Genomic DNA, 25,860 nt, shown 5'->3' on the forward strand with positions numbered 1-25,860 from the left:
GAGCTTACCCTTGGCCGAGACCAACGCCCTGCACACGACGCCGCTCGACGCCCTGCATGTGGCGCTCGGCGCCCGGATGGTGCCCTTCGCCGGCTATTCCATGCCGGTGCAATACCCCGCCGGCGTCATGAAGGAGCATCTCCACACCCGCGCCGCCGCCGGCCTGTTCGACGTCTCGCATATGGGCCAGGTGGCGATCCGGCCGAAATCCGGCGATCTCGCCGACGCCGCGCTGGCATTGGAAACGCTCGTGCCCGTCGATGTCGCCGGGCTGAAGGAGGGTCGTCAGCGCTACGCGGTCTTCACCGGTTCCGACGGCGGCATTCTCGACGACCTGATGATCGCCAATCGCGGCGACCATCTCTTCCTGGTGGTCAACGCCGCCTGCAAGGATCAGGATATCGCCCATCTGCGCGCCGGGCTCGAGGCTTCCTGCGAGGTCGAGCCCCTGACCGACCGCGCGCTTCTGGCCCTGCAGGGCCCCGCCGCCGAGGCGGCCCTGGCCACGCTGAACCCGGCCGTCGCCGAGATGCGTTTCATGGACGTGCGGGCGCTCGACCTTCTCGGCGCCGCCTGCATCGTCTCGCGCTCCGGCTATACCGGCGAGGACGGCTACGAGATCTCGGTTCCCGCCGACGCCGCCGAGAAGCTGGCGAAAGCCCTGCTGGCGCTTGAGACGGTGGAGCCGATCGGCCTCGGCGCCCGCGACTCGTTGCGACTGGAAGCCGGGCTCTGCCTCTATGGCAACGACATCGACACGACGACGACCCCGGTTGAGGGCGCGCTGGAATGGTCGATGCAGAAGGTCCGCAAGGCCGGCGGCGACCGCGAAGGCGGTTTCCCCGGTGCCGACATCGTCCTGAAGCAGCTTGCCGAGGGTGCGACCCGGCGCCGCGTCGGCCTGTTGCCGGAAGGCCGGGCCCCCGTGCGCGGCGGCACCAGCCTGTTCACCGAGGCCGAGGGCGGCGCCCCGGTCGGCGCCGTCACCTCCGGTGGTTTCGGTCCGACACTGGAGGCGCCGGTCGCCATGGGTTACGTTCCGGCCGAACTGGCCGGATCGGGCACCCGGCTTTTTGCGGAAGTCCGTGGCAAGCGGCTGGCCGTGACCGTCACCCCCCTGCCCTTCGTCACACCCGGCTACAAGCGCCGCTGAAGCGAGAGGACGTTTACATGTTGAAGTTCACCGAGGAACACGAGTGGCTGCAGATCGACGGCGACATCGCAACGGTCGGCATCACCGAACACGCCACCACCCAGCTCGGCGACCTCGTCTTCGTCGAACTGCCGGCGGTCGGCGCCAGCTTCGCCAAGGGTGACGACGCCGCCGTGGTGGAATCGGTCAAGGCAGCCTCCGAGATCTACGCGCCCCTCGACGGCGAGATCACCGAGGTCAATCAGGCGATCGCCGACGACCCCTCCATCGTCAACAACGACCCCCAGGAGGCTGGCTGGTTCTTCAAGATGAAGCTGACCGATCCCTCCGCCGCCGAGGCGCTCATGGACGAGGCCGCCTACAAGGCGATGGTCGGGTAAGGACTGAACAGCATGGGCACCGAATTCACCGACTACGATCCGTATGATTTCGCCAATCGGCGCCATATCGGCCCGTCTCCCGCCGAGATGGACGAGATGCTCGCCTTGCTCGGCGTCGACAGCCTGGACGCGCTGATCGACCAGACCGTCCCGGCCTCGATCCGGCAGGCCGAGCCCCTGGACTGGGGCACGCCGATGACCGAGCGCCAGGCCCTCGACGCGCTGCGCGAGACCGCCGACATGAACGTCAAGCTCGTCTCGCTGATCGGCCAGGGCTATTACGGCACGATCACGCCGCCGGTCATCCAGCGCAACATTCTGGAGAACCCGGCCTGGTACACGGCCTATACGCCCTACCAGCCGGAGATCAGCCAGGGCCGGCTCGAGGCCCTGCTGAACTTCCAGACGATGATCTGCGACCTCACCGGCCTCGACATCGCCAGCAGTTCGCTGCTCGACGAGGCAACGGCGGCCGCCGAGGCGATGGCCATGGCCCATCGCGTCTCCAAGTCGAAGCGCGACGTCTTCTTCGTCGACGCCGACTGCCATCCCCAGACCATCGGCGTCATCCGCACCCGCGCCGAGCCGCTCGGCCTGTCGGTGGTGGTCGGCGACCCGATGACCGATCTGATCGCCTCGGACGTCTTCGGCGCCATCGTCCAGTATCCGGGCACCTACGGCCACGTCCACGACTTCACCGCGACCTTCTCGGCGCTCCATGCCGAGAACGCGCTCGCCATCGTCGCCGCCGATCCGCTGGCGCTGGCCCTCCTCAAGACGCCCGGCGACATGGGCGCCGACATCGCCGTCGGCTCCATGCAGCGCTTCGGCGTGCCGATGGGCTACGGCGGCCCGCATGCCGCCTACATGGCCGTCAAGGACGCCCACAAGCGCGCCATGCCCGGCCGCATCGTCGGCGTCTCGGTGGATTCGCGCGGCAACCGCGCCTACCGCCTGGCCCTGCAGACCCGCGAGCAGCACATCCGCCGCGAGAAGGCGACGTCGAACATCTGCACCGCCCAGGTGCTGCTGGCCGTCATGGCCTCCATGTACGGCGTCTTCCACGGCCCGACCGGCATCAAGGCGATCGCCCAGCGGGTGCATCAGCGCGCCGCACTGCTCGCCACCGGCCTGGAGAAACTCGGCTACACCATCGAGCCGGGCGCCTTCTTCGACACGATGACCGTCGAGGTCGGCCGGCTGCAGCGGGTGATCCTCGACGCGGCGGTGGCCGGCGGCGTGAATCTGCGCAAGATCGGCGACGACCGCATCGGCATCAGCATCGACGAGCGCACCCGCCCGGGCAATCTGGAGGCGGTCTGGCGGGCCTTCGGCGGCGATTTCGCAGCCGATGATTTCGAGATGGGCTACCGGCTGCCGGACGGCATGCTGCGCACCAGCGACTACATGACCCATCCGGTCTTCCACATGAACCGGGCCGAGAGCGAGATGACCCGCTACATGCGCCGGCTCTCCGACCGGGATCTGGCGCTGGACCGCTCGATGATCCCGCTCGGCTCCTGCACGATGAAGCTCAACGCCACGGCGGAGATGCTACCCATCACCTGGCCGGAATTCGCCGAGCTGCATCCCTTCGTGCCGCAGGACCAGGCGCTCGGCTACAAGGCGCTGATCGACGATCTGTCGGCCAAGCTCTGCGTCATCACCGGCTTCGACGCCGTGTCGATGCAGCCCAATTCCGGTGCGCAGGGCGAATATGCCGGGCTCCTGACCATCCGCGCCTATCACCACGGACGCGGCGACACCCACCGCGACATCTGCCTGATCCCGACCTCGGCCCACGGCACCAATCCGGCCTCGGCGCAGATGGCCGGCATGAAGGTCGTGCCGGTGCGTTCGGCCGAGAACGGCGACATCGACGTCGAGGATTTCCGCGCCAAGGCGGAGAAGCATGCGGACAATCTCGCCGCCTGCATGATCACCTATCCCTCGACCCACGGCGTGTTCGAGGCGAGCGTCGCCGAGCTGTGCGACATCGTCCACGCCCATGGCGGCCAGGTCTATCTCGACGGCGCCAACATGAACGCCCTGGTCGGCCTCGCCCGGCCCGGCGACATCGGCGCCGATGTCTGCCATCTCAACCTGCACAAGACCTTCTGCATCCCCCATGGCGGCGGCGGTCCGGGCATGGGGCCGATCGCGGTCAAGTCGCATCTGGCGCCGCATCTGCCCGGCCATCCCCAGACCGGCGGCGAGGCCGGCCCGGTCTCGGCGGCGCCCTTCGGCTCGCCCTCGATCCTGCCGATCTCCTGGAGCTACTGCCTGATGATGGGCGGTGCCGGCCTCACCCAGGCGACCAAGGTGGCGATCCTCAACGCCAACTACATCGCCCGGCGCCTGCAGGACGCCTATCCGGTGCTCTACAAGGCGAAGAACGGCCGGGTCGCGCATGAATGCATCATCGACACCCGTATCCTGCAGGACAGCGCCGGGGTCACCGTCGACGACGTCGCCAAGCGGCTGGTCGATTGCGGCTTCCACGCCCCGACCATGAGCTGGCCGGTGTCCGGCACGCTGATGATCGAGCCGACCGAATCCGAGCCCAAGGCCGAGCTCGACCGCTTCTGCGACGCCATGCTGGCCATCCGCGAGGAGGCGCGGGCCATCGAGGAAGGCCGGATCGACCGAGACAACAACCCGCTGAAGAACGCCCCGCACACGGTGGAGGATCTGGTCGGCGACTGGGATCGTCCCTACAGCCGCGAGCAGGCCTGCTTCCCGCCCGGAGCCTTCCGGGTCGACAAGTACTGGGCGCCGGTCAACCGGGTCGACAACGTCTATGGCGACCGCAACCTCGTCTGCTCCTGCCCGCCCATGGAGGCCTATCAGGAAGCCGCCGAATAGCGGAGGAGCGGCCGGCACCAAGGGCGTAACGTATACATTGACATGGCGCGTTGCGGCACCGATAGTCGCAGCCGGAGTTGAGGCGTCGCCGCGAGGCGGCGCTTCGAGAAGGGGAGACGGGGCAGACATCCTGCCTCTGGCGGGCAGCCATCCGGTACTGCCGCGCAACTGATCTGGGAGGATCCATGTACAGACGCACCTTGATGACCCTCGCCGCGGCACTGATGGGCACGACGCTGCTCGGCGCCGGCGCAGCGACCGCACAGGAATATCCGGACCGGCCGATCCAGATGATCGTGCCCTGGGGCGCCGGCGGCGGCACCGATGCGGTGGGCCGCATCTTCGCCTCGCTGCTGCAGGAAGAGCTGGGCGTTCCGGTCAATGTCGTGAACCGCACCGGCGGTTCGGGCGTTGTCGGCCACAGCGCCATCGCCAATGCCGAGCCCGATGGCTACACGCTGGGCATCATGACGATCGAGATCGACATGATGCACTGGCAGGGCCTGACCGAGCTGACCTATGAGGATTTCGACATCCTCGCCATGGTCAATGCCGATCCGGGCGGCGTCATGGTCTCGGCCGATTCCGAATATGATTCCCTCGAGAAGCTGCTCGAGGCGCTGAAGTCGGAGCCGAAGGGCACCTTCAAGGGCTCCGGCACCGGCCAGGGCGGCATCTGGCATCTCGGCCTCGCCGGCTGGCTCCTGTCGGAAGACCTCGCACCCGATCAGGTAACCTGGGTTCCGAGCCAGGGCGCCGCACCGGGCATCACCGACATGGTCGCCGGCGGCGTGGACATCGTGCCGTCGTCGCTGGCCGAAGGCCGCTCGATGATCGACGCCGAGCGCGTGCGTCCGCTGGCCACCATGGCCGCCGAACGCCAGGAAGCCTTCCCGGACGTACCGACCCTGAAGGAAGCCACCGGCTCGGACTGGACCCTCGCGGTCTGGCGCACGGTCGTCGGCCCCGACGGTCTGCCTGACGACGTCAAGTCCAAGCTGACGGCCGCCATCGAGAAGGCCTACAACAGCGACGAGTACCAGACCTTCATGAACGACCGCGGCTTCGGCATGCGCTGGGCCGCCGGCGAGGAAGCGACGAAGATCGTCGCCGACGACGACGCCAGCCTCGGCGAAGTCATGAAGAAAGCCGGTCTGGCCAAGTAACGGGACGACAGCGGCGGCGCCTCCGGGCGTCGCCGTTGCTTTTTCGGGCACCCGCGACCAGCAGACGCGTCGGCTCCCGACAGGCTGCCCCCGCCCGGCGGCGGTCCCGCCGCACCGCTCCACATGCTGCCCTCTGCCCTGCCCTTCGCGGCGGGAGACGCTCTTCGAACCGGCGCCAGGCGCCGTCCGATTTCCCGAACGGCCCTGAGGCGAGGATGTCACCGCGTCCATGAAACTGAACGATCTTTCCCTCGGCATTCTCGCGCTTCTGTGCGGCGGCGGGATCTACCTCTCCGCGCTGCAGTTCTCGCCCATTCCGGGGCAGGCCTACGGGGCCGAGACCATGCCCACCACCATCGCCCTCGTCGCGATGGGCCTCGGCCTGTTCATGATCGGCAAGGCGGTGGTCGCCGGGACCGACCAGCCGGCCTTCGCGCTGGCCGAATGGGCCCGTTCGCCGGTGTCGCTGATCGGCCTGTCGGTCGCGCTGGGCCTCATCCTCTTCTACATCCTGTTTTCCAAGGCACTCGGCTTCGTGCCCACCGCCTTCGTGGTGATCCTCACCTTGATGCTCACCCTGCGCACCCGGCCGGTGACCGCGATCGTCGTGTCGCTCCTGGCGACCATCGTCATTCAGCAGGCCTTCGGCCGCCTGCTGCTCGTTCCGCTTCCGCGCAGCGCCCTCGGATTTCTCTGGTAGTCGATCATGTCCGTTATCGTGGAAGCCCTCGGGCTCGTCTTCCAGCCCTATGTCCTCCTGGTCATCCTGGGGTCCGCCTGCTTCGGCATGTTCGTCGGCGCCATCCCCGGCCTGACCGCGACCATGGCGACGGCGCTCTTGGTGCCGATCACCTTCTTCATGGATCCGGTGCCCGCCATCGCGGCGATCGTCACCGCCACGGCCATGGCAATCTTTGCCGGTGACATTCCCGGCGCCATGCTGCGCATGCCCGGCACGCCCGCCAGTGCCGCCTATGTGGAGGACGCCTACCGCATGACGCGGTCCGGCCGATCCGAGGAAGCCCTCGGCGCGGCCCTGGTGTTCTCCTCGATCGGCGGCATCTTCGGCACCATCGTCCTCGTCACCGCCTCGCCGGCGCTCGCGGAAGTCGCGCTGAAATTCTCCTCCTTCGAGTATTTCTGGCTGGTCGTGCTCGGCCTCTCCTGCGCGATCTTCGTGTCGCCGGGCTCGGTGACCCGCGGCATCATCTCGCTGCTGATCGGCCTCTTCGCCGCCACCGTCGGCATCGACAATCCGGCCGGCGAGCCGCGCTACACCTTCGGCAATGTCGAGCTTCTGGCCGGCGTCCAGTTCATCCCCGCCATGATCGGCCTCTTCGCCGTCTCCGAGGTACTGCGCTCGGTCGTGGCGCGGGTCGCCCGGCCGGCCATCGCCCGGTCCAGCGGCGACGGCGTCTTCCTCAGCCAGTGGAAGAACTTCAAGCGCTACCCGGTCCAGGTGTTTCGCGGCAGCGCGTTCGGCACGGCCATCGGCGCGCTTCCGGGCGCCGGCGCCGACATCGCCGCCTGGATTTCCTACGCCGTCAGCAAGCGCTTCTCCAAGACGCCGGAGAAGTTCGGCACCGGCCATGTGGAAGGCCTCGTGGAATCCGGCGCCTCCAACAACGGCGCCGTCAGCGGCGCCTGGATCCCGGCGCTGGTCTTCGGCATTCCCGGCGATTCCATCACCGCGATCGTCATCGGCGTCCTCTACATCAAGGGCATCAACCCGGGACCGACGGTCTTCATCAACGACCCGCAGCTCATCTACGCGGTGTTTATCGTCTTCTTCCTGGCCAACATCATCATGCTGCCGCTCGGCTGGGTGGCGATCAAATCGGCCGGCACCATCCTGTCGATCCCCGAACGGGTCCTGATGCCGATCATCCTGATGTTCTGCATCGTCGGCTCCTTCGCCATCAACAATTCGATCTTCGGCGTCATCCTGATGCTGATCTTCGGTATCCTCGGCTTCCTGATGGACGAGAACGATATCCCGATCGCCCCGGCGATCCTCGGCCTCGTCCTCGGGCCGATGCTGGAGCAGAACTTCATCACCTCGATGATCAAGGCCGATGGCAGTTTCCTGGCCTTCTTCGAGCGGCCCATCGCCGCCGGGCTCGGCCTGTTCACCATCGCCATCTGGTGCCTGCCGCTGATCATGATGATGCTCATGCGACGCAAAAAGGGGTCCGCCCGGCCGGAACCGGCGGCCGGCGACTGACCCGCGTCGGCGCAGGCCGGCGGCGCGAAGCCCCTCTATCATAAGACTTGCGTAACAAACGCCGGCGATGAATTCAGACGATTCATCGCCGGCAAACGACTTTACGTGCAGTGCAGCAGAAGCTATGAGAACGATCGTTCGCTCTCAGACCCGGATGCTGCTCTTGCCTGCGACCACGCCCCTGCCCGACGGCCCCGCGATGACGGCCCAGGACCAGCGCCGCGTTCAGGTGCTGGCTGCGGCGCGGGCCTGCTTCGCCCGGGCCGGCTTTCATGGCGCGTCGATGCAGCAGATCTGCGCCGAAGCGAAGATGAGCCCCGGGGCGCTCTACCGGTATTTTCCGTCCAAGGACGCGATCATCGAGGCGATCGCCGAGGAAGAGCGCGGTAACGCCGCCAATTGCATGGCGCTGCTCGGCGGCCCCGGCAGCATCTTCGACCGCATCGTCGCCGTGGCGATGGAGTATCTGCGCCAGACGCTGGATCCCGACACCGGCGGGCTGATGGTCGAGATCTGCTCGGAAAGCATCCGCAACACCACCATTGGCAAGCGCTTCCACGAGATCGAGATGGAAGTGCGCCGGGCCTTTCGCGAAGCCCTGCAGCAGGCCCATGACCGCGGCGAGATCGCCGCCGACATCGATCTGGGCGTCGTCCTCACCGTGCTCCTGTCGGTCGGCGACGGTCTGGTGATGCGGCTGCAGATCGAACAGGACTTCGACATCGAAACCATCGAGCCGTATCTGCGGCGCATCGTCGAGGGCCTTCTGGCCCCCCGGCCACCCGCCACCGCTTGAATTCCGCGCCGCCCTGCGGCGATCACCTGACCCGACATGGTCGGCGACGGACGTTCCATCAGGCGGGCCCGGCCCGCAAGAGATCGAGGCCTCCCATGTCCCTGCGTCCCCTCGCCCTTCTTCTGGCAGCCGCCGTCGCAGCCTTGCCGGCCGGCGCCATGGCGCAGGATGCGCCGGCCGCGACCGCCGCGCTGCAGGCGCCAAGCGTCTCCGTCGTCGAGGCGAAGCGCCGCGAGATCGTCTCCACCGTCACCGTCACCGGCACGTTGCGACCGCGCGAGACCGTCGTCGTCGGCAGCGACGTCGAAGGCTTGCGGATCGAGGCGCTGCTGGCCGACGAGGGAGACATCGTTTCAGCCGGCGACATCCTCGCCCGGCTCGACACCGACATGATCGAGATCGGCCTCGCCCGCAGCCAGTCCCAGACCGCCCGTGCCGATGCCGCCATCGCCCAGGCCAAGAGCCGTATCGCCGAAGCCGAGTCCATCGCGACCGAGGCCCAGTCCGCCCTCGCCCGCACGAGGCCGCTCGCAGAGAAGGGCATTGTCGGACAGGACGTCCTCGACCAGCGCGTCTCGGCCGCCGCCTCCGCCGAGGCCGCGCTCGCCAGCGCCCGCCAGGGTGTCGCCGTCGCCGAGGCCGACCGGGCGCTGACCCTTGCCGAGCGGCGCGAACTGGAACTGCGCAAGGCGAAGGCCGAGATCAAGGCACCCACGGACGGGCTGATCCTGTCGCGGGCCGCCCGCCTCGGCAGCGTCGTCTCGGGGGCCAGCGGCGGCCTGTTCGAGATCGCCCGTGACGGTCAGATCGAGCTGGACGCCGAGGTCGGCGAGACCGTGCTGCGTCGCCTGGCCGAAGGGCAGGCGGTGACGGTCACCCTGGCCGGCGGCGGCGAACCGGTCACCGGCAAGATCCGCCTCGTTTCGCCCATGGTGGATGCGACGACGCGGCTCGGCCGCATCCGCGTCGCCCTGCCCGCCTCGTCCGAGCTTCGCACCGGCAGCTTTGCCCGCGGCGTGGTCGAGACGGACCGCTCCACCGGCGTCGTCGTTCCGCGCACCGCGATCATTGCCGATGCCGACACGGCGGTGGTGCAGGTGGTGCGCGACGGCACCATCGAGACCCGCGAGGTCACGCTCGGCATCACCACCGGCAGCGACGCCGAGATCCTCGAAGGGCTCGAGGCCGGCGACCAGGTCGTGGCGCTGGCCGGTACCTTCGTGCGCGACGGCGACGCGGTGACGGCCGTCGCCCTGAAGAGCGCGGAGGGCGAAGGATGAACTGGAACTTCTCCGCCTGGGCGATCCGCAACCCGGTCCCGCCGATCCTCCTGTTCTTCGTGCTGGTGGCGCTGGGCATCTCCAGCTTCATCAACCTGCCGATCACGCGCTTCCCCAATATCGACGTGCCGGTCGTCGCCGTCACCATCACCGAATCCGGCGCCGCGCCTTCTGAGCTGGAGACGCAGGTCACCAAGAAGGTTGAGGATGCCATCGCCGGCATTTCCGGCGTCAAGCATGTCACCTCCACCATCACCGATGGCTCCTCGGTGACGGCGGCCGAATTCCGGCTGGAGATCGACACCGACCGCGCCACCAACGACGTCAAGGACGCGGTGGCCAAGATCCGCTCCGATCTGCCGCTGACGATCGACGAACCGGTCATCCAGCGCATCGAGGTCGAGAACCAGTCGATCGTCACCTATGCGGCGGCCTCGCCCGGCAAGACGCCGGAGCAATTGTCTTGGTTCGTCGACGACGTGGTCATCCGCGCCCTGCAGGGCCTCAACGGCGTCGGCCGGGTCGAGCGCATGGGCGGCGTCGAGCGCGAGATCCAGGTGCGGCTCGATCCCGACCGGCTGGCCGCCCTCGGCGTGACCGCCGGCGAGGTCAATCGGCAGCTGCGCTCGACCAATGTCGACCTGTCGGGCGGTCGCGGCGAATTCGGCGGCCAGGAACAGGCGATCAGGACGCTTTCCTCCGCCGACACGGTGCAGGGGCTCGCCGAGACGCGCATCTATCTGCGCGGCGGCCGGCAGGTGCGTCTCGCCGAACTCGGCGAGGTCGTCGACAATTGGGAGAAGCCGCGCTCCTTCGCCCGGCTCGACGGCCGGCCGGTCGTCGCCTTCTCGATCTACCGCTCCAAGGGCGCCAGCGACACGACCGTCGCCGACCGCGCCGCCGAGGCCGTGGCCAAGCTCGCCGCGGCCAACCCGGACGTCACCTTCTCCAAGATCGACGACAGCGTCACCTACACCTACGGCAATTTCGAATCCGCCATGGAGACCCTCGCCGAGGGCGCGCTCCTGGCGGTCATCGTGGTGCTGCTCTTCCTGCGCGACTGGCGCGCCACGGCCGTCGCGGCGATCACCCTGCCGCTCGCCGCCATCCCCACCTTCTGGGCGATGGACCTGATGGGCTTCTCGCTCAACCTGGTCAGCCTTCTCGCCATCACGCTGGTCACCGGCATTCTCGTCGACGACGCCATCGTCGAGATCGAGAACATCGAGCGCCATATCGGCATGGGCAAGAAGCCCTACCGCGCCGCCATGGAAGCGGCCGACGAGATCGGCCTGGCCGTCATCGCCATCACCATGACGATCATCGCCGTGTTCTCGCCCGTGAGCTTCATGGGCGGCATTGCCGGCCAGTACTTCAAGCAGTTCGGCCTGACGGTCGCGGTGGCGGTGTTCTTCTCGCTGCTCGTCGCCCGGCTGATCACCCCGATGCTGGCGGCCTATTTCTTCCACGCCCATGCGGTGGGCGGGCCGAGCTTCGGACGGCTGCTGCGCCGCCGGCTGATGCTGCTGGCACCGCTGGCGGGCCTCGCCATCGGCATGCTCTTCGCCATCGCCTTCCTGCCTTCGGCCGGACCGGACAATCCGGTGGCCGGAGCGCTCGGCCCTTATGCCGCCATGGTGCCGGCGCTGAGCTTCGATCAGGCGACCGAGCTGTCCCTCTTCGTCATGGCCGGCGCGGTGGGGCTGGCGATCCTCCTTGCCTATCTCGGCATGCCGCACCCGACCGAGCAGAGCGACGGCCTGTTGATGCGGGCCTATACCAGCTTCCTGCGCCTGACCGTGCGCTGGCGCTGGATCACGCTGGCGGTCGGCATCGGCCTCTTCGCCCTGTCGATCGATGCGGTGAAATATCTGCCGACCGGCTTCATTCCCAAGGAAGACGCCTCGCGCATCGTCGTGTCGCTGGAACTGCCGCCCGGCTCGACGCTGGAAACCACCCGCGCCGTCACCGACGACGCCGTCGCCTCGATCCGCGAACTGCCGGAGGTGCGCAGCGTCCTGGTGATCGGCGGCGCCAGCCCCACCGGCACGCTGGAAGTGCGCCGTGCCGCACTGACCATCAATCTGACGCGCAAGTTCGAGCGCACCCGCAGCCAGGCCCAGCTGGAGCCGATCATCGACGCCAAGCTGGCGGCGATCCCCGACATCCGCTCCTATTACGTCAACGATCGCGGCGAGCGCGAACTCTCCGTCGGCATTCTCGGCGACGACGGCGCCAAGGTCTCCGCCGCCGCGGCCGACCTCGAAGCCCAGATGCGGCGCGATCCGATCTTCGCCAACCCGTCGGCCATGGCGTCCTTCGCCCGGCCCGAGATCCGCATCGTGCCGCGGCTCGACAAGGCCGCCGATCTCGCCATCGCGCCCGACGCCATCTCCGAGACGGTGCGCGTCGCCACCATCGGCGACGTCGGCGCCAATCTCGCCAAGTTCAATGTCGGTACGCGGCAGGTGCCGATCCGGGTGGAACTGCGCGAAAGCGCCCGCCAGGACCTGTCGACCATCCGCAATTTGCGGGTGACGACCGGCACCGGCGCCTCGGTGCCGCTCGACAGCGTCGCCGATATCGCCTTCGGCCAGGGCCCCTCGACGATCGACCGCTACGACCGCGAGCGGCTGGTGAAAGTCGGTACCTCCATGGCGCCGGGCTTCGAGATCGGCCAGGGCAGCGAGCGGATCATGTCGCTGCCGGCAGTCAAGAACCTGCCGCCCGGCGTCCGCATCCAGGAAGTCGGCGACGCCGAAATCCAGGGCGAGGTCTTCGCCGGCTTCGCCTCGGCCATGAGCGCCGGCATCATGATGGTGCTGGTCGTGCTGATCCTCCTGTTCGGCAGTGTCTTCCTGCCGCTGACCATCCTCGCCTCGCTGCCGCTGTCGGTCGGCGGCGTCGTCGGCGCCCTGCTCCTCACCCACACGGCGATCTCCATGCCGGTGGTCATCGGCATCCTGATGCTGATGGGCATCGTCACCAAGAACTCGATCATGCTGGTGGATTTCGCCGTCGAGCAGGAAAAGCACGGCATGCCCCAGACCGAGGCGATCATCGACGCCGGCCGCAAGCGCGCCCGTCCGATCATCATGACCACGCTGGCCATGGCGGCGGGCATGGTGCCGGCGGCCATGGCGACCGGCGAAGGCGGCGAGTTCCGCGCACCCATGGCGATCGCGGTGATCGGCGGCCTTCTGGTCTCCACCGTCCTGTCGCTGATCTTCATCCCGTCGCTCTATACGCTGATGGACGATCTCAGCCACACGGTCGGCCGGCTGTTCCGCTGGCTGGTGCGGCCGAATGCCAGCGACGACGGCGACGCGACCGGCGAGCATCCGGCCGCCCCCGCCCGTGCCGCCGCGGCCGATGCGACGCAGGATGAGCCGAACGCGCCGTCCTGGCGCCGGGTGACGGAATTCCCCCAGCGCGCCAAGGACGAACTGCCGCCGCCCAAGATGCAACCCGCCGCCGAATAGTCCCGGCGGCGGCCGGCGGTCGGTATCAGCCGGTCTTGCCGTCCGATCCGGCGAGGCCGAATTCGGCGAAGACCGCGTCGGTGTCCTCGCCGAGCGCCGGCACGCGGCCGAACTCCGGCAGCTTTCCATCGACGAGGAAGCCCGGCGCCAGCATCGTCACCGGCCCGGTCGGCGTCTCCACCGTCACCGTGCGGTTCTGGGCGTGGTGCTTGACGTCCTCCATGGTCGACAGGCGCCCATAGGCGATCTTCGCCGCTTCCAGCTTCTCGGCCATGGCGTCGCGGTCGAAGCGCGAGAACACCTCCTGGATGATCGCCTCCAGCGCCGGCCGGTTGGCGACCCGCGCATTGTTCGAGGCGAAACGTTCGTCGGTGGCCAGATCCGGCAGCTCGAGCGCCTTCGCGCAGAGATTGGCCCATTCCCGCTCGTTCTGGATCGAGAACAGGATCGCCCGCTTGTCGGCGCATTCGAAGACGCCGTAGGGCGCGATGGTCGGATGCGAGAGGCCGTTGCGCGGCGGTGTCTTGCCGCCATAGACATATTGCAGATACGGCACGTTCATCCAGTCAGACAAAGCGTGGAACAGCGACAGCGAGATGTGCCGGCCCTTGCCGGTGCGCTCGCGCACGAACAGCGCCTGCATGATCGACGACAGCGCCGTCATGCCGGCGGCGATGTCGCAGACCGAGACGCCGACGCGGGCCGGGCCTTCCGCATTGCCGGTCACCGAGGACAGGCCGGTCTCGGCCTGGACCAGGAGGTCGTAGGCCTTCAGATGCGCGAAGGGGCCGTCGTCGCCATAGCCGGAAATCGCGCAGGTGATCAGCCGGGGGAAGCGTTCGCGCAGTTCCGCCATGTCGAAGCCCAGTCGCGAGATGACGCCGGGGGCGAGGTTCTGGATGAACACGTCGGCCTCGCCGATCAGCACCGCCAGGCGCTCCCGGTCGGCCGCGTCCTTCAGGTCCAGCCGGATCGATTCCTTGCCGCGGTTCAGCCAGACGAAATAGGCGCTTTCGCCATGGACGAGACTGTCATAGCCGCGGGCGAAATCGCCCTCCGGCCGCTCGATCTTCAGGACCCGCGCCCCGGCATCGGCCAGCCGCCCCGACACGTAGGGGGCGGCAACCGCCTGCTCGACGGAGACGACCAGGATGCCGGCGAGATCATCGTTCATGGGGCTCTCCGCAGGTTTCGAGCGGCAGACAGGATGCGCTCGGATCAGGACGCGGGCCGCCTGGCGCGACCGTTCTCACGGCGGTGACATCGTAAGGCAGGAAATGCAATAACCGGCCGGCCCGTCATCGATGCGACGCGACGCGGCCATAAGCGCCGGGTATGGGCGGGGGCCGGCCGGGAGAGAACCGACATGCACACAGCGCCGATTGCCGAAGCCGACTTCATCCGCTCCGTCGCCGACGCGCTGCAATACATCTCGGTCTATCATCCGCCGGACTTCATCGCCCATCTCGCCCGGGCCTATGAGCGTGAGGAAAGCCCGACCGCGCGCAACGCCATGGCGCAGATCCTGGTCAATTCCCGCATGTCGGCGCTCGGCAAGCGGCCGATGTGCCAGGACACCGGCACCGTCAACGTCTTCGTCAAGATCGGCATGCAGGCGCGGATCGACAGTCGCCGTCCGCTGGCCGAGCTCGTCGACGAGGCCGTCGCCCGCGCCTACACCGACCCGGCCAATCCGCTGCGCGCCTCGATCGTCGCCAATCCGATCTTCGAGCGCCGCAACACCGGCAACAACGCGCCGGCCGTCACCCATGTCGAGATGGTCGCCGGGGACAGCGTGAAGGTGACCGTCGCGGCCAAGGGCGGCGGCTCGGAGAACAAGGCGCGCTTCGCCGCGCTCAATCCCGGCGCCTCCATCGTCGACTGGGTGCTGGAAACGGTCGAGGGCCTCGGGGCCGGCTGGTGCCCGCCCGGCCTTCTCGGCATCGGCGTCGGCGGCACGGCCGAAAAGGCGATGATCCTCGCCAAGGAATCGCTGCTCGCACCGATCGACATGACCGACCTTCTCGCCCGCGGGCCCGCCTCGAAGCTCGAGGAACTGCGGATCGAAATCTACGAGGCGGTGAACGCCCTCGGCATCGGCGCCCAGGGCCTCGGCGGCCTGACCACGGTGCTCGACGTCAAGATCGCCACCCATCCGACCCATGCCGCATCCAAGCCGGTCGGGCTGATACCGCAATGCGTCGCCGACCGGCACATGAGCTTCGTCCTCGACGGCTCCGGTCCCGCGACCTTCGTCCCGCCGTCGATCGATCTGTGGCCGCAGATCGCGCTGGCCGGCGCCGGGGAGACCCGCCGCGTCGATCTCGACCGGATCGCCCCGGAAGAGGTGGCAGGCTGGAAGGCCGGCGAGACGCTGCTCCTGTCGGGCCGGCTCCTGACCGGCCGCGACGCTGCCCACAAGCGCATGGCGGCGATGCTCGATCGCGGCGAGCCGCTGCCCGTCGATCTGAAGGGGCGGGCCATTTATTATGTCGGCCCGGTCGATCCGATCGGCGACGAGGTGGTGGGCCCGGCCGGCCCCACCACCTCGACCCGCATGGACCCGTTCACCGACCAGATCCTCGCCGCGACGGGACTGCTGGTGATGATCGGCAAGGCCGAGCGCGGTCCCGCCGCCATCGACGCCATCCGCCGGCACGGCGCCGCCTATCTGATTGCCGTCGGCGGCGCGGCCTATCTGGTGTCGAAGGCCATCCGCGCGTCCCGGCTCGTCGCCTTCGAGGATCTCGGCATGGAGGCGATCCGCGAATTCACCGTCGAGGACATGCCGGTCACCGTCGCGGTCGACGCGACCGGCACCTCGGTCCACACGACGGGCCCGGCCGAATGGCGCCGTCCGCAGATCCGCGTCGGCGGTGCGCCGGTCTCCGCCTGATCCGCGCGTTCGCGTTCACGCAATGGCGATTGCAGCCCTGGCCGAAGTGGCGATAACGTCGCGCGGACAGGGATGAGGAGACCGCCGTATGAGTGACGCACCGACCGACGAGCCGCGCTGGAAGCACGACGGCGTGCGCGTCATCAAGGGCGACCGGCTGGATTCCAACACGGCGCAGACGCCCGGCATGTTCCGCCAGGCGGCGATCAACCATGCCCGCGTCGGGGCGCAGAAGATCTGGGCCGGCACGGTGACCATCGAGCCCGACGCCAAGACCGGCGTGCATCACCACGGCGCGCTGGAAAGCGTCATCTTCGTCCTGCGCGGCAAGGCCCGGATGCGTTGGGGCGAGCGGCTGGAATATGTCGCCGAGGCCGAGGCGGGCGACTTCATCTTCGTGCCGCCCTATGTGCCGCATCAGGAGATCAACGCCGATCCCGACGCGCCGCTCGAATGCGTCCTGGTGCGCTCCGACAACGAGGCGGTGGTGGTCAACATCACCGATGTCGAACCGGTCGAACGCCCCGAGGAAGTCTATTGGGTCGATCCGATTCACAGCCATCCCGACGCCGACAGTAACGCGTCTTGAGCCGGTGCCGCGGATCGGCGACAAGCGCGATCAGATGACGGCTGGCACAGCCGCAGACCGGCAACCGATGCCCCGCAGAGGAGACCCCATTGATGGCCGACACTGACGAGACGACGCCGGCCGACGTCCTGGTCTTCGGCTCGCTGAATGTCGATCTCGTCTGCCGGGTGGCGAGCATCGCCCGGCCCGGCGAGACCGTACTGGCGCCGCGCTACGAGCAGTTGTTCGGCGGCAAGGGCGCCAACCAGGCGGTCGCGGCGGCGCGCATGATCGGTGGCGGCAACAGGGTCGCCATGGTCGGCGCAGTGGGCAACGACGTTCTTGGCCAGGCGGTCGCCGACAATCTGCGCGGCGAGGGCATCGATGTCGGCGGGCTGCAGACCGCCCCCGAGCGCACCGGCTGCGCCTTCATCTCGATCGACGCGGCGGGCGAGAACGCCATCACAGTCGCCAGCGGCGCCAATGGCTGCGTGACCGCCGGGGCGCTGGCGCCCGGACGGCTCGGCCCGCAGAGCATCCTCGTCCTTCAGATGGAGATCCCGCTGGCCGAATGCGTTGCGGCGGCAAGAGCGGCGCGGAATGCCGGCGCCCGCACGGTGGTCAACCTCGCACCCGTGCCGCCGGATCTCGACGAGGCAGGCATGCTGCAGCTCATGGAACTGGCCGACGTGCTGGTCGTCAACGAGAGCGAATTGCGTTCGGCCGCCACGATCTGCGCGGTCGAGAGCGGCAACGCGTCCGAGCGGGCGCGCACCCTGTCCGAACGCCTGGACCTCGCCGTCATCGCCACACGCGGGTCGCGTGGCCTGATCATCGCCGACCGGAACCGGCCGGTGCGCTCCATCCCGGCAATGAGCGTCGAGATCGTCGACACCACCGGCGCCGGCGACACCTTTGTCGGCGTCTTCGCCGTGGGCCTGTCCGAAGGGCGCGCGCCGGACGACGCGGCCGAACGCGCCGCGGTCGCCGCCTCCCTCGCCTGCCGCAAGCTCGGCGCCCAGTCGGCCATGCCGACCGCAGCGGAGGTCGAGCGCGCTTTGGCGGAGCTCAAGCCATAGAACCGCGCACCCACGGGCGGTGGCCGACCTGCCCGGCCAGCGGCCCCATCCGCCAGACCCCGACGGCAAGGCGCCGCCTCATCGGCATCTCGGCGATCCTCGTCGCGTTGGCGGGAACGCTGACGCCGGCATGGGCGGCCTCGACGCGCGTGGCCGTCGCCGCCAATTTCACCGAGGCCGCGCGGGAGATCGCCGCCGCCTTCACGGCCGCGACCGGCGACACCGCCGAACTCAGCTTCGGCTCGACGGGAACGCTCTACACCCAGATCTCGCAGGGTGCGCCCTATGAGGTGTTCCTGGCCGCCGATGCCGAGCGACCGGCGAAAGCCATCGCCGAGGGGCTCGCCGTCGCCGGCAGCCGCTTCACCTATGCCACCGGCCGCCTGGTCCTCTACAGCGCCGAGCCGTCCCGCGTGACCGGCGAGACCACGCTGACCGAGGGCGCCTTCGACCGGCTGGCCATCGCCAATCCCGCCACCGCCCCCTATGGCGCAGCTGCCGTCGCCGTGCTGCAGGCACTCGGGATATACGAGGCGGTTCGGCCGAAGCTCGTGCAGGGCACCAGCATCGTCCAGGCCTACCAGTTTGTTGCGACCGGCAATGCCGAGCTGGGGCTCGTCGCGCTGGCGCAGATCGCCGGCAAGCCGGGCGGTTCGCACTGGCAGGTTCCGGCAGAACTGCACACCGCGATCGACCAGGATGCCGTACTCCTCGAAACCGGGCGCGACAGCGCCGCGGCCAAGGCCTTTCTGGACTTCCTGAAGAGCCCGGAAGCGGCCGCCATCATCCGCCGCTACGGCTACGAGACCGGAGCCTGACGGCCGATGTTCGATGGCGGCGACATCTGGACCCCGATCCTCCTGACCATCCAGCTCGCCGCGGCGACGACGCTGATCCTGCTCGTCCTCGGCACGCCGCTGGCCTGGTGGCTGGCGCGCTCGACGGCGCGGTGGAAGGAGATCGTCGGCACCCTCGTCGCCCTGCCGCTGGTGCTGCCGCCGACGGTCCTCGGCTTCTATCTGCTGATCGCGCTGGGGCCGGAGGGGCTCGGCGGCCTTCTCGGCCTGCGCACCCTCGCCTTCAGTTTCGAGGGGCTGGTGATCGGGTCGGTGATCTATTCCATGCCCTTCGTCGTCCAGCCGATCCGCAACGCCTTCGAGGCGATCGGCGACCGGCCGCTGGAGGTCGCGGCCACCCTCAGGGCCTCGCCCCTTGATCGTTTCAGGACCATCGCCCTGCCGCTGGCGCTGCCCGGCTTTCTCACCGGCGCGGTGCTGGGCTTTGCCCATACGGTCGGCGAGTTCGGCGTCGTCCTGATGATCGGCGGCAGCATTCCGGGCGAGACCAAGGTGCTGTCGGTGGCGATCTACGACTATGTCGAGACCCTGCGCTGGGCCGAGGCTCATATCCTCGCCGGCGGCATGCTGGTCTTCTCCTTCCTCGTCATCCTGGCGATGACCCTGTTCGGCCGCCGCATCGGCCAGCCCCAGCCGTGAGCGCCGAGGCCGAAACCGGGCCGGCCGGCCTCTCCGTCGCCCTGGCGGGCCGTCTCGGCGCCTTCGCGCTCGACATCGCCTTCGCGGCGCCGGCGAGTGGCGTGACGGCGCTGTTCGGCCCGTCCGGCTCCGGCAAGACCTCGGTGCTGCGCGGCGTCGCCGGGCTGGCCGCCTTCGACGGCCGCGTCACCGTCGGCGACGAGATCTGGCAGGACGCCGCGAGCTTTCGCCCGCCCCACCGGCGGGCCGTCGGCTATGTCTTCCAGGAAGCCAGCCTGTTTCCGCATCTCACCGTGGCGAAGAACCTCGTCTATGGCGCCCGCCGCAGTCCCGGCGGCGTCGATGCCGCCCATCACGCCGAGATCGTCGAGCTCCTGGGGCTCGCACCGCTGCTTGCCCGCGCGCCGGCCGGCCTGTCGGGCGGCGAACGCCAGCGGGTCGCGCTTGGCCGCGCCATCCTCTCCCGGCCGAAGCTGCTGTTGATGGACGAACCGCTCTCGGCCCTCGACCGCTTCGCCAAGGACGAGATTCTCCCCTATTTCGAGGCGCTGCAGGCCGAACTCGCCATCCCCGTCCTCTATGTCAGCCACGACATCGCCGAGGTGGAACGGCTGGCCGACCGGATCGTCGTGATCGAAAAGGGCCGGGTCCGGGCCGCCGGCGCGCTCAATGCGGCGCTCACCGATTCCGGCCTCGGCTTCGTGCGCGATCCCCATGCGGCGGCGGTGCTGCCGGCCCGGGTCCTCGCCCACCACGCCGAAGACGCCCTCACCGAACTCGACCTCGGCGGCCAGCCGGTCTTCGTCGACGGCAGCGGCCCGCACGATGTCGGCGCGGCGCGGCGCCTGCGTATCGAGGCCCGCGACGTCAGCCTGTCGCGGGAGATCCCGACCCTGTCGACCATCTCCAACACGCTGAAAGTCCGCATCCTTGCGATCGAACCGGCCAATGCCGCCGATTATTCGGTCTTCCTGGCGCTGGAGGGGGCCGAACAGCTCAGCTTCGTCGCCAAGGTGACCCGCCGCTCGGCACGCCGCCTGTCGCTGGCGCCCGACGACCGCGTCTTCGCCCAGATCAAGTCCGTCTCTCTCGCCACCGCCCGGGCGATCGGCGGCTGACGGCGCGCCGGCCGGGCGGACTTCTGAAAGTCACCGACCTGACCTAGGGTAGGGTCCCGAGCCGGAGGTCGAGCCAGAATGACGATGCAGGACAGGATCGCATCCCACCCCCTCGCCTATCCGGTCGCCTCGCGGCTGATGCACTGGGCCGTCGCGGTTCTCGTCCTGGCGGTCTGGCCGCTCGGCGCGGTGATCAGCGTGGTCAAGGACGACGCCAAGACCGGCTTCTACTTCTTCCACGAGTCGCTCGGCTTCCTGATCCTCTGGCTGATGCTGGCGCGAATGGCCCTGCGGCTGCTCTACCCGCCGCCGCCGCATCCGCCGATGCCGGTCTGGCAGGCGCGCATCGCCAATCTCGTCCACGGCCTTCTCTATGTCGTCCTGATCGTCCAGCCGATCGTCGGCTTCCTCGCCACCAATGCCTTCGGGTTTCCGCTCGACTGGTTCGGCCTCGGCACGGTCTGGAGCCCGGTCGGCAAGTCCGACGATCTGGCCCCGATCCTGATGCAGGTGCACGAAATTTTAGCCTGGTCGATCCTCGCTTTGTTCGTGCTGCATATGGGCGGCGTCCTGCACCACCACATCCTGCGCCGCGACGCGACCTTGCACCGGATGATCTGACGCCGCCGGCTAGCGCGGCAGGGCCAGCACGTCGAGATGGCCGACGCGACAGGTGCCGCGCCCGGCATTCTCCATCCGCATCTGCCGCCAGTCGGCAAGGTCCGGCGTCGCGATCGCGCCGGTTTCCGCCACCGCATCCGCCATGCCGGCATCGAAGAGCCGCCGCAGTGGCGCCTCGTCCGCGCCGAGACGCCATGGCGAGGGCGCCGTGCGCACGGCGTATCCCCGCGCCGCGAAGGCGTCGGCGAGGGCCGGCCCCGCATCGGGTCCGAGCGCCGCGCCCAGCCCCTTGTCGCCGCCCTGATGGCCGTTGAAGGCCGCCACCACCGCCGCGTCGAGCCGATGCGCCTCGCTCCAGGCGACGCTGCCGTCATAGCTGAGCGCGGCATAGAGCCCGGCCCCTTCGGCAACGAGCAGGTCGGCCAGCCGCTCGACGAAATCGCGCGAGGCAAGATCGAACAAAGCGGACGCCGTGACCAGCCGGACGCCGGACAGATCGAGGGCATAGAGATCGGTCAGATCGGCCTGCACGGTCTCGACATTTTCCGTGGCCGCAAGCCGCCGCCCGGCCTCGGCCAGGAGCGCGGCATCATTGTCCACCAACCGCCAGCGCAGGTCTGGCGCGTGGGGCGACATGGTGCGCAGGGTCGAGCCGGTGCCACAGCCGAGATCGACGGCGAGCGGGGCGTCGCCGGCAGCCTTCAGCCAGGCGACGGCACCCTGCAGCAGGCCCGTGTCCCGCGCCGCCCCGTCGGCGCGCTCGCGAAGATCGAGCCAGTTCGTGTCGAAGCCGCTCATGCCATGGCCCTTGTCAGAATGTGTGAAAGTGTCCCGGCGCTCTCGCGCCATGACGGCAGCACCTGTCCCGCCGCATAGGCCGCGTCGCCCGTCGCGCGGCGCCGCTCCGGCCCGCTCAAGAGCAGGCGCAGCGCGTCGGCGATGCCGGCGACATCGCCCGGCGGCACGAGCATGCCGGCCGTCTCCGGCACGACCTCGGGCACCGCCCCGCCCGCGCAGCCGACGATCGGCAGGCCGTGCGCCAGCGCCTCGGCGAAGACCATGCCATAACCCTCGTAGCGGCTCGCCAGGGCGAAGATGTCAGCCGCGGCATACTCCCGGTCGATCGCCTCGCTTGCACCGCACAGGGTGATGCGGTCGCCAAGCCCCAGTTCGGCGATCCGCGCTTGCAGGGCCTCCGCCGTCGCCGGATCGGCAGTCTCGTCGCCGATAATCCGGCAGTGCCAGACGAGATCGTGGATGCGGGCCAACGCGTCCACCAGGGTCGCATGATCCTTGCGGGCAATCAGGCTGCCAACCGACAGGATCGTTGGAACGTCGCCGCTGCCTTGTGCCTTCGCGGCTGCCTCGGTACCGGGCACCACGACGGCAAGCCGGTGGTCGGCGACGGCGAAGTTGGCGACGAGCTCCCGCGCCGTGGTCGGGCTGGTGGTCACCACCTCCCGCGCGAAACCGAGGGCGCGCCGCTCGCTCGCCGCCAGTGCCGCGGCCGTTGCGGCGTCGAGCCCGGTTTCCAGCGCCAGCGGATGATGGACCAGCGCCACGAGACGCAGACGTTCGGCCTCGGCCGCGGCGATCTCCGGCATTGCGCCGAAGGCCAGCCCGTCGACCAGCACCAGCGCCTCGTCCGGCAGTCCGGCCAGCCGGCGCGCCGTTTCGGCAAGGACCGCGGCGTCCGGCTGGGGAAAGCCGTCCGGCAGCGACAGATGTTCGACCTGCCAGCCGAGGGCGCCGAGTTCGGCGATCATCCGGCGGTCATAGCCATAGCCGCCGCTGTGGGTCGCCAGATTGCCGGGGATCGCGAAATACAGCGTTCCGATCAAAGATCGGCCTCGTACCAGGCGCGCGCCACATGGGATTCATGCAGCTGGATCTTCAGGCGCTTCACCCGGGCTCCGCCGTCGCCGAGCTTCCCGGCGGCGATCTTTTCGGCGATCGCGTCGAAGAGATGCTTCGCCAGGAATTCCGTGGTCGTCACCTTGCCGGCGAAGATCTCGAGTTCGTCGAGGTTCTGGTAGTTCAGCGGCTTGACCACGCTAGCAAGGATCTCGGTCGCCAGGCCGATATCGATGGCGAGGCCATCCTCGTCGATGCTGTCGGTGAAGAATGCCGCGTCGACGACGAAGGTCGCGCCGTGCATGCCCTGCGCCGGCCCGAAGACCGGACGCGGCAGGCTGTGGGCGATCATCATGTGGTCGCGAACTTCGACGGCGAACATGGGCAGGTCCTTTCGGGAAGCGGTCGGATGGAAAATCAGTCGTAGCGGATGCGATGGCACAGTGTCGCCGGGTCGGCGAGGATGCCGGCATAGCTCGCGGGCAGGTCGGCGAAGCGGGTTTCGCCGGAGACGAGCGCGTCGAGACGCGGGTCGGCGAGCAGCGAAAGGGCCGTGGCCATCCGGCGGCCGAGGCTCCACCGCGCCCGGCGCTCGGGCGGCACATGGCCGACCTGCGAGGCGACGATCTGCAGGCGGCGACTGTGGAACGCCCCGCCCAGAGGCACGCTGACCGGACGGTCGCCATACCAGCTCAATTCGACGATGCGCGCCTCGAAGCCCGCCACTTCGATGGCGGTCGCAAGCCCTGCCGCGCTGGCGGAGGCGTGGACGACCACGTCGCAATCGGCCGGTGCCCCGGCCGGGGAGGCGAAACGACAGCCGAGCGTCTGCGCGATGACGGCGCGCTCGGGGTTCAGATCGACGAGGCAGGTGTCGGTGCCGGGAATGCGGGCGGCCAGCCAGGCGACCAGCAGGCCGACGAGGCCGCCGCCGACGATGGCGACCCGGTCACCGGGCGCGATCCCTGCGTCCCAGACCACGTTGAGCGCGGTTTCCATGTTGGCGGCGAGCACCGCCCGTTCCGCCGGCACGTCGTCCGGAACCGGAACGGCCATCGCGGCGGGCGCCTGAAACCGGTCCTGATGCGGATGCAGGCAGAAGACCGTCTGGCCGAGCCGTTCGGGCGGGCCGGCAACGATCTCGCCGACGGTCGAATAGCCGTATTTCACCGGAAACGGGAAATCCCCCGCCTGAAGCGGCGCGCGCATCCGCTCGTGCTCGCTCTCCGGCACGTGTCCCGCCGCCACGAGCGCCTCGGTGCCGCGGCTGATCGCCCCGAACCGGCTGGCGATCTCGACGGAGCCGGCGGCAAGCGGGCCGAGGTCTTCCACGCGCAGGCCCGGTCGATCCGGCCCCTCGAGCCAGAGAGCGCGACATATGGTCGTCATGGGCACAGTCGCCTTTCGATCGATCGTGGCTCGCCGGCAGCAGCGATGTCGGCGTCCCGACGCTGCACACGCCGGCCTCGGCACGCGAGGTCGTCGCGCAAGTGGCTGAATTCGCAGCCGGGGCCGCGCGGCGTCAGCGGGACTGGTGAATCTGGAGAGAGGAACTAAATCCCCGTGTGGTCCGGTCAACAGGACTGCGACGGCGCGGCCGTTTCGCAAGGGGTGACGATCTATCCCATATCGGGCGCTGGGGATTTTCCCCATCGACCCGACATAGGGTGCCAGCGATCGGGTTCCGGTCGAAGCAACGCGAACGGTCCGCGAAGGGGCCAGAACGGGCGGGTAGGATGACCATCCACACCAACGCGTCAGCAGCCGACCCGGCACAGGTGTCGCTGGCGTCCTTCGGTCCCGATGCGGCGATCCGCTGCGAGCGCGCCGCGGCGGAACTGCGCTTCGGGCGGCCGATCCGGATCGTCGGCGAAGACGGCGCGGCACTGGTCGCGCTGACGCTCGACACGGCGACGCCGGCCGGCTTCCGCGACCTGTCCGACATGTTGGGCGACCGCCTGCAGCTCTATCTGACGCCGCAGCGCGCCAGCGTCCTCGCCATCGACGCCCCGGATGGCGCCATGATCGGCATCGACGGCATGGACTTCGACACCGCCTGTCACCTGGGCTATCTGCGCGGTGCCGTTCCACCGGAAGGCTGGCAACCGGCCAGCCCCCTGGCCGAAGAGGCTGCCGGCGTTGCCCGCCTGGCGCTGCTGCTGCCGGCCATCGTCTGCGCGTCGATTGCCGCGGACGATCCGATCTTCGCCGACTGTGCGACCATCGGAATCGGCGACATCGCCGTGGCGCTCGCCGCGACGTCGCGCCGCTTCGAGGTAGTGGCCGAGACGGCCGTACCGCTGGCGGGAATCAAGGAGGCACGCTTCGTCGTGTTCCGCGGCGGCTTTGCCCAGCGCGACCAGATCGCCATCGTTGTCGGCCAGCCGGACCGCACCTTTCCGGTGCCGGTGCGGGTCCACTCCTCCTGCATCACCGGCGACCTCTTCGGGTCGCTGAAATGCGACTGCGGCGACCAGCTGCGCAACGGCCTGAAGACGCTGGAAGCGCGCGGCGGCGGCGTGCTGCTGTATCTCGATCAGGAAGGGCGCGGCACCGGCATCGCATCCAAGATGCGCGCCTACGGCCTGCAGGCCGAAGGCCTCGACACGATCGACGCCGATGCGGAGCTGGGCTTCGGGGCCGACGAACGCCGCTACGAGACCGCCGCCGCCATGCTCGACGGTCTCGACATCAAGTGCATCGACCTCCTGACCAACAACCCGCTCAAGGTGGCCTATCTGAAGGCCTGCGGCATCGACGTGGTGGATCGCACCCCGGTGACCGGCACGGTGACGGAGCAGAACCGCCGCTATCTGCGCACCAAGGCCGAACGCGGCGGCCATCTCCTGGCCGTCGATCGCCTGTTCGGCGGCTGACAGCAG

22 protein-coding genes are annotated in these 25,860 nt (G+C 69.0%); 17 read left to right on the top strand and 5 right to left on the bottom strand.

The genetic code is table 11. The features are described 5' to 3' along the window. The first annotated feature begins 10 nt into the window (after positions 1–10). The 9 genes from gcvT (at position 11) to ACEQX1_RS09415 (ending at position 13,346) form a co-directional block, all read left to right on the top strand. Entirely contained in the window at positions 11–1,153 is a 1,143-nt protein-coding gene (gcvT, locus tag ACEQX1_RS09375) for a glycine cleavage system aminomethyltransferase GcvT (RefSeq protein WP_370196758.1), read from the top strand. A gap of 17 nt (positions 1,154–1,170) precedes the next feature. Then, on the top strand, positions 1,171–1,533 hold the full coding sequence (gcvH, locus tag ACEQX1_RS09380) for a glycine cleavage system protein GcvH (protein ID WP_370195030.1): 363 nt from the start codon (positions 1,171–1,173) through the stop codon (positions 1,531–1,533). A gap of 12 nt (positions 1,534–1,545) precedes the next feature. Then, positions 1,546–4,398 carry an aminomethyl-transferring glycine dehydrogenase gene (gcvP, locus tag ACEQX1_RS09385; RefSeq protein WP_370195029.1) on the top strand — a complete coding sequence of 951 codons (2,853 nt, stop codon included), beginning with the start codon at positions 1,546–1,548 and terminating at the stop codon, positions 4,396–4,398. A gap of 185 nt (positions 4,399–4,583) precedes the next feature. Further along, complete coding sequence (locus tag ACEQX1_RS09390) at positions 4,584–5,564, top strand: tripartite tricarboxylate transporter substrate binding protein (protein WP_024351674.1); 981 nt, start codon at positions 4,584–4,586, stop codon at positions 5,562–5,564. Positions 5,565–5,793: 229 nt separating this feature from the next. Then, positions 5,794–6,264: a tripartite tricarboxylate transporter TctB family protein gene (locus ACEQX1_RS09395; protein ID WP_370195027.1), complete on the top strand. Its 471-nt coding sequence runs from the start codon at positions 5,794–5,796 to the stop codon at positions 6,262–6,264. 6 nt (positions 6,265–6,270) lie between these two features. Next, a complete protein-coding gene (locus ACEQX1_RS09400) occupies positions 6,271–7,788 on the top strand; it encodes a tripartite tricarboxylate transporter permease (RefSeq protein WP_024351672.1) in 1,518 nt (505 codons plus the stop codon). Between the two features lie 124 nt (positions 7,789–7,912). Then, the gene (locus ACEQX1_RS09405) at positions 7,913–8,584 is read left to right on the top strand and encodes a TetR/AcrR family transcriptional regulator (protein ID WP_370195024.1); all 672 of its coding nucleotides are present in this window, start codon (positions 7,913–7,915) and stop codon (positions 8,582–8,584) included. A gap of 95 nt (positions 8,585–8,679) precedes the next feature. Next, positions 8,680–9,864 (top strand): efflux RND transporter periplasmic adaptor subunit, encoded by a 1,185-nt coding sequence (locus ACEQX1_RS09410; protein ID WP_370196759.1) that lies wholly within the window; start codon positions 8,680–8,682, stop codon positions 9,862–9,864. Then, positions 9,861–13,346 carry an efflux RND transporter permease subunit gene (locus tag ACEQX1_RS09415; protein WP_370196760.1) on the top strand — a complete coding sequence of 1,162 codons (3,486 nt, stop codon included), beginning with the start codon at positions 9,861–9,863 and terminating at the stop codon, positions 13,344–13,346. Before ACEQX1_RS09410 ends, ACEQX1_RS09415 begins: the two co-directional genes overlap by 4 nt. 25 nt (positions 13,347–13,371) lie before the next feature. On the opposite strand, the gene ACEQX1_RS09420 is transcribed toward ACEQX1_RS09415, so the two are convergent. Continuing rightward, positions 13,372–14,520: a CaiB/BaiF CoA transferase family protein gene (locus ACEQX1_RS09420; protein WP_370193762.1), complete on the bottom strand. Its 1,149-nt coding sequence runs from the start codon at positions 14,518–14,520 to the stop codon at positions 13,372–13,374. A 192-nt stretch (positions 14,521–14,712) separates the two neighbouring features. Here ACEQX1_RS09420 and ACEQX1_RS09425 point away from each other — a divergent pair, with 192 nt between their 5' ends. From ACEQX1_RS09425 to ACEQX1_RS09455, 7 genes are all read left to right on the top strand, one after another. Next, positions 14,713–16,242, top strand: coding sequence for a fumarate hydratase (locus tag ACEQX1_RS09425; protein ID WP_370196761.1), 1,530 nt, complete (start codon positions 14,713–14,715; stop codon positions 16,240–16,242). Positions 16,243–16,330: 88 nt separating this feature from the next. After that, entirely contained in the window at positions 16,331–16,831 is a 501-nt protein-coding gene (locus ACEQX1_RS09430) for a cupin domain-containing protein (protein WP_024351666.1), read from the top strand. A 92-nt stretch (positions 16,832–16,923) separates the two neighbouring features. After that, positions 16,924–17,889 carry a ribokinase gene (locus ACEQX1_RS09435; RefSeq protein WP_370193759.1) on the top strand — a complete coding sequence of 322 codons (966 nt, stop codon included), beginning with the start codon at positions 16,924–16,926 and terminating at the stop codon, positions 17,887–17,889. A 107-nt stretch (positions 17,890–17,996) separates the two neighbouring features. Then, complete coding sequence (gene modA / locus ACEQX1_RS09440) at positions 17,997–18,707, top strand: molybdate ABC transporter substrate-binding protein (protein ID WP_370196762.1); 711 nt, start codon at positions 17,997–17,999, stop codon at positions 18,705–18,707. Between the two features lie 6 nt (positions 18,708–18,713). Further along, entirely contained in the window at positions 18,714–19,385 is a 672-nt protein-coding gene (modB, locus tag ACEQX1_RS09445) for a molybdate ABC transporter permease subunit (protein ID WP_187391970.1), read from the top strand. Then, positions 19,382–20,503, top strand: coding sequence for a molybdenum ABC transporter ATP-binding protein (modC, locus tag ACEQX1_RS09450; protein ID WP_370193758.1), 1,122 nt, complete (start codon positions 19,382–19,384; stop codon positions 20,501–20,503). The genes modB and modC overlap by 4 nt, the downstream gene beginning before the upstream one ends. A gap of 78 nt (positions 20,504–20,581) precedes the next feature. Then, positions 20,582–21,124 (top strand): cytochrome b, encoded by a 543-nt coding sequence (locus ACEQX1_RS09455; RefSeq protein WP_009208151.1) that lies wholly within the window; start codon positions 20,582–20,584, stop codon positions 21,122–21,124. A gap of 9 nt (positions 21,125–21,133) precedes the next feature. On the opposite strand, the gene ACEQX1_RS09460 is transcribed toward ACEQX1_RS09455, so the two are convergent. From ACEQX1_RS09460 to ACEQX1_RS09475, 4 genes are read right to left on the bottom strand one after another with little or no spacing between them, the layout of a single operon-like run. Next, positions 21,134–21,922, bottom strand: a complete 789-nt coding sequence (locus ACEQX1_RS09460; RefSeq protein WP_370193757.1) for a trans-aconitate 2-methyltransferase — start codon at positions 21,920–21,922, stop codon at positions 21,134–21,136. Further along, on the bottom strand, positions 21,919–22,965 hold the full coding sequence (locus ACEQX1_RS09465; protein WP_370196763.1) for a glycosyltransferase family 4 protein: 1,047 nt from the start codon (positions 22,963–22,965) through the stop codon (positions 21,919–21,921). The genes ACEQX1_RS09460 and ACEQX1_RS09465 overlap by 4 nt, the downstream gene beginning before the upstream one ends. Beyond that, positions 22,962–23,360 carry a 6-pyruvoyl tetrahydropterin synthase family protein gene (locus ACEQX1_RS09470; protein ID WP_370196764.1) on the bottom strand — a complete coding sequence of 133 codons (399 nt, stop codon included), beginning with the start codon at positions 23,358–23,360 and terminating at the stop codon, positions 22,962–22,964. Before ACEQX1_RS09470 ends, ACEQX1_RS09465 begins: the two co-directional genes overlap by 4 nt. 35 nt (positions 23,361–23,395) lie before the next feature. Beyond that, positions 23,396–24,367 carry a zinc-binding alcohol dehydrogenase gene (locus ACEQX1_RS09475; protein WP_370196765.1) on the bottom strand — a complete coding sequence of 324 codons (972 nt, stop codon included), beginning with the start codon at positions 24,365–24,367 and terminating at the stop codon, positions 23,396–23,398. A 347-nt stretch (positions 24,368–24,714) separates the two neighbouring features. Between ACEQX1_RS09475 and ribA the strand changes: the two genes are divergently transcribed. Beyond that, the gene (ribA, locus tag ACEQX1_RS09480) at positions 24,715–25,854 is read left to right on the top strand and encodes a GTP cyclohydrolase II RibA (protein WP_370196766.1); all 1,140 of its coding nucleotides are present in this window, start codon (positions 24,715–24,717) and stop codon (positions 25,852–25,854) included. The last annotated feature ends 6 nt before the right edge of the window (positions 25,855–25,860 follow it).

Origin of the sequence: Aurantimonas sp. (assembly GCF_964217435.1) — a bacterium.
In the GTDB taxonomy this organism is placed as follows: Bacteria; Pseudomonadota; Alphaproteobacteria; order Rhizobiales; family Rhizobiaceae; genus Aurantimonas; species Aurantimonas coralicida.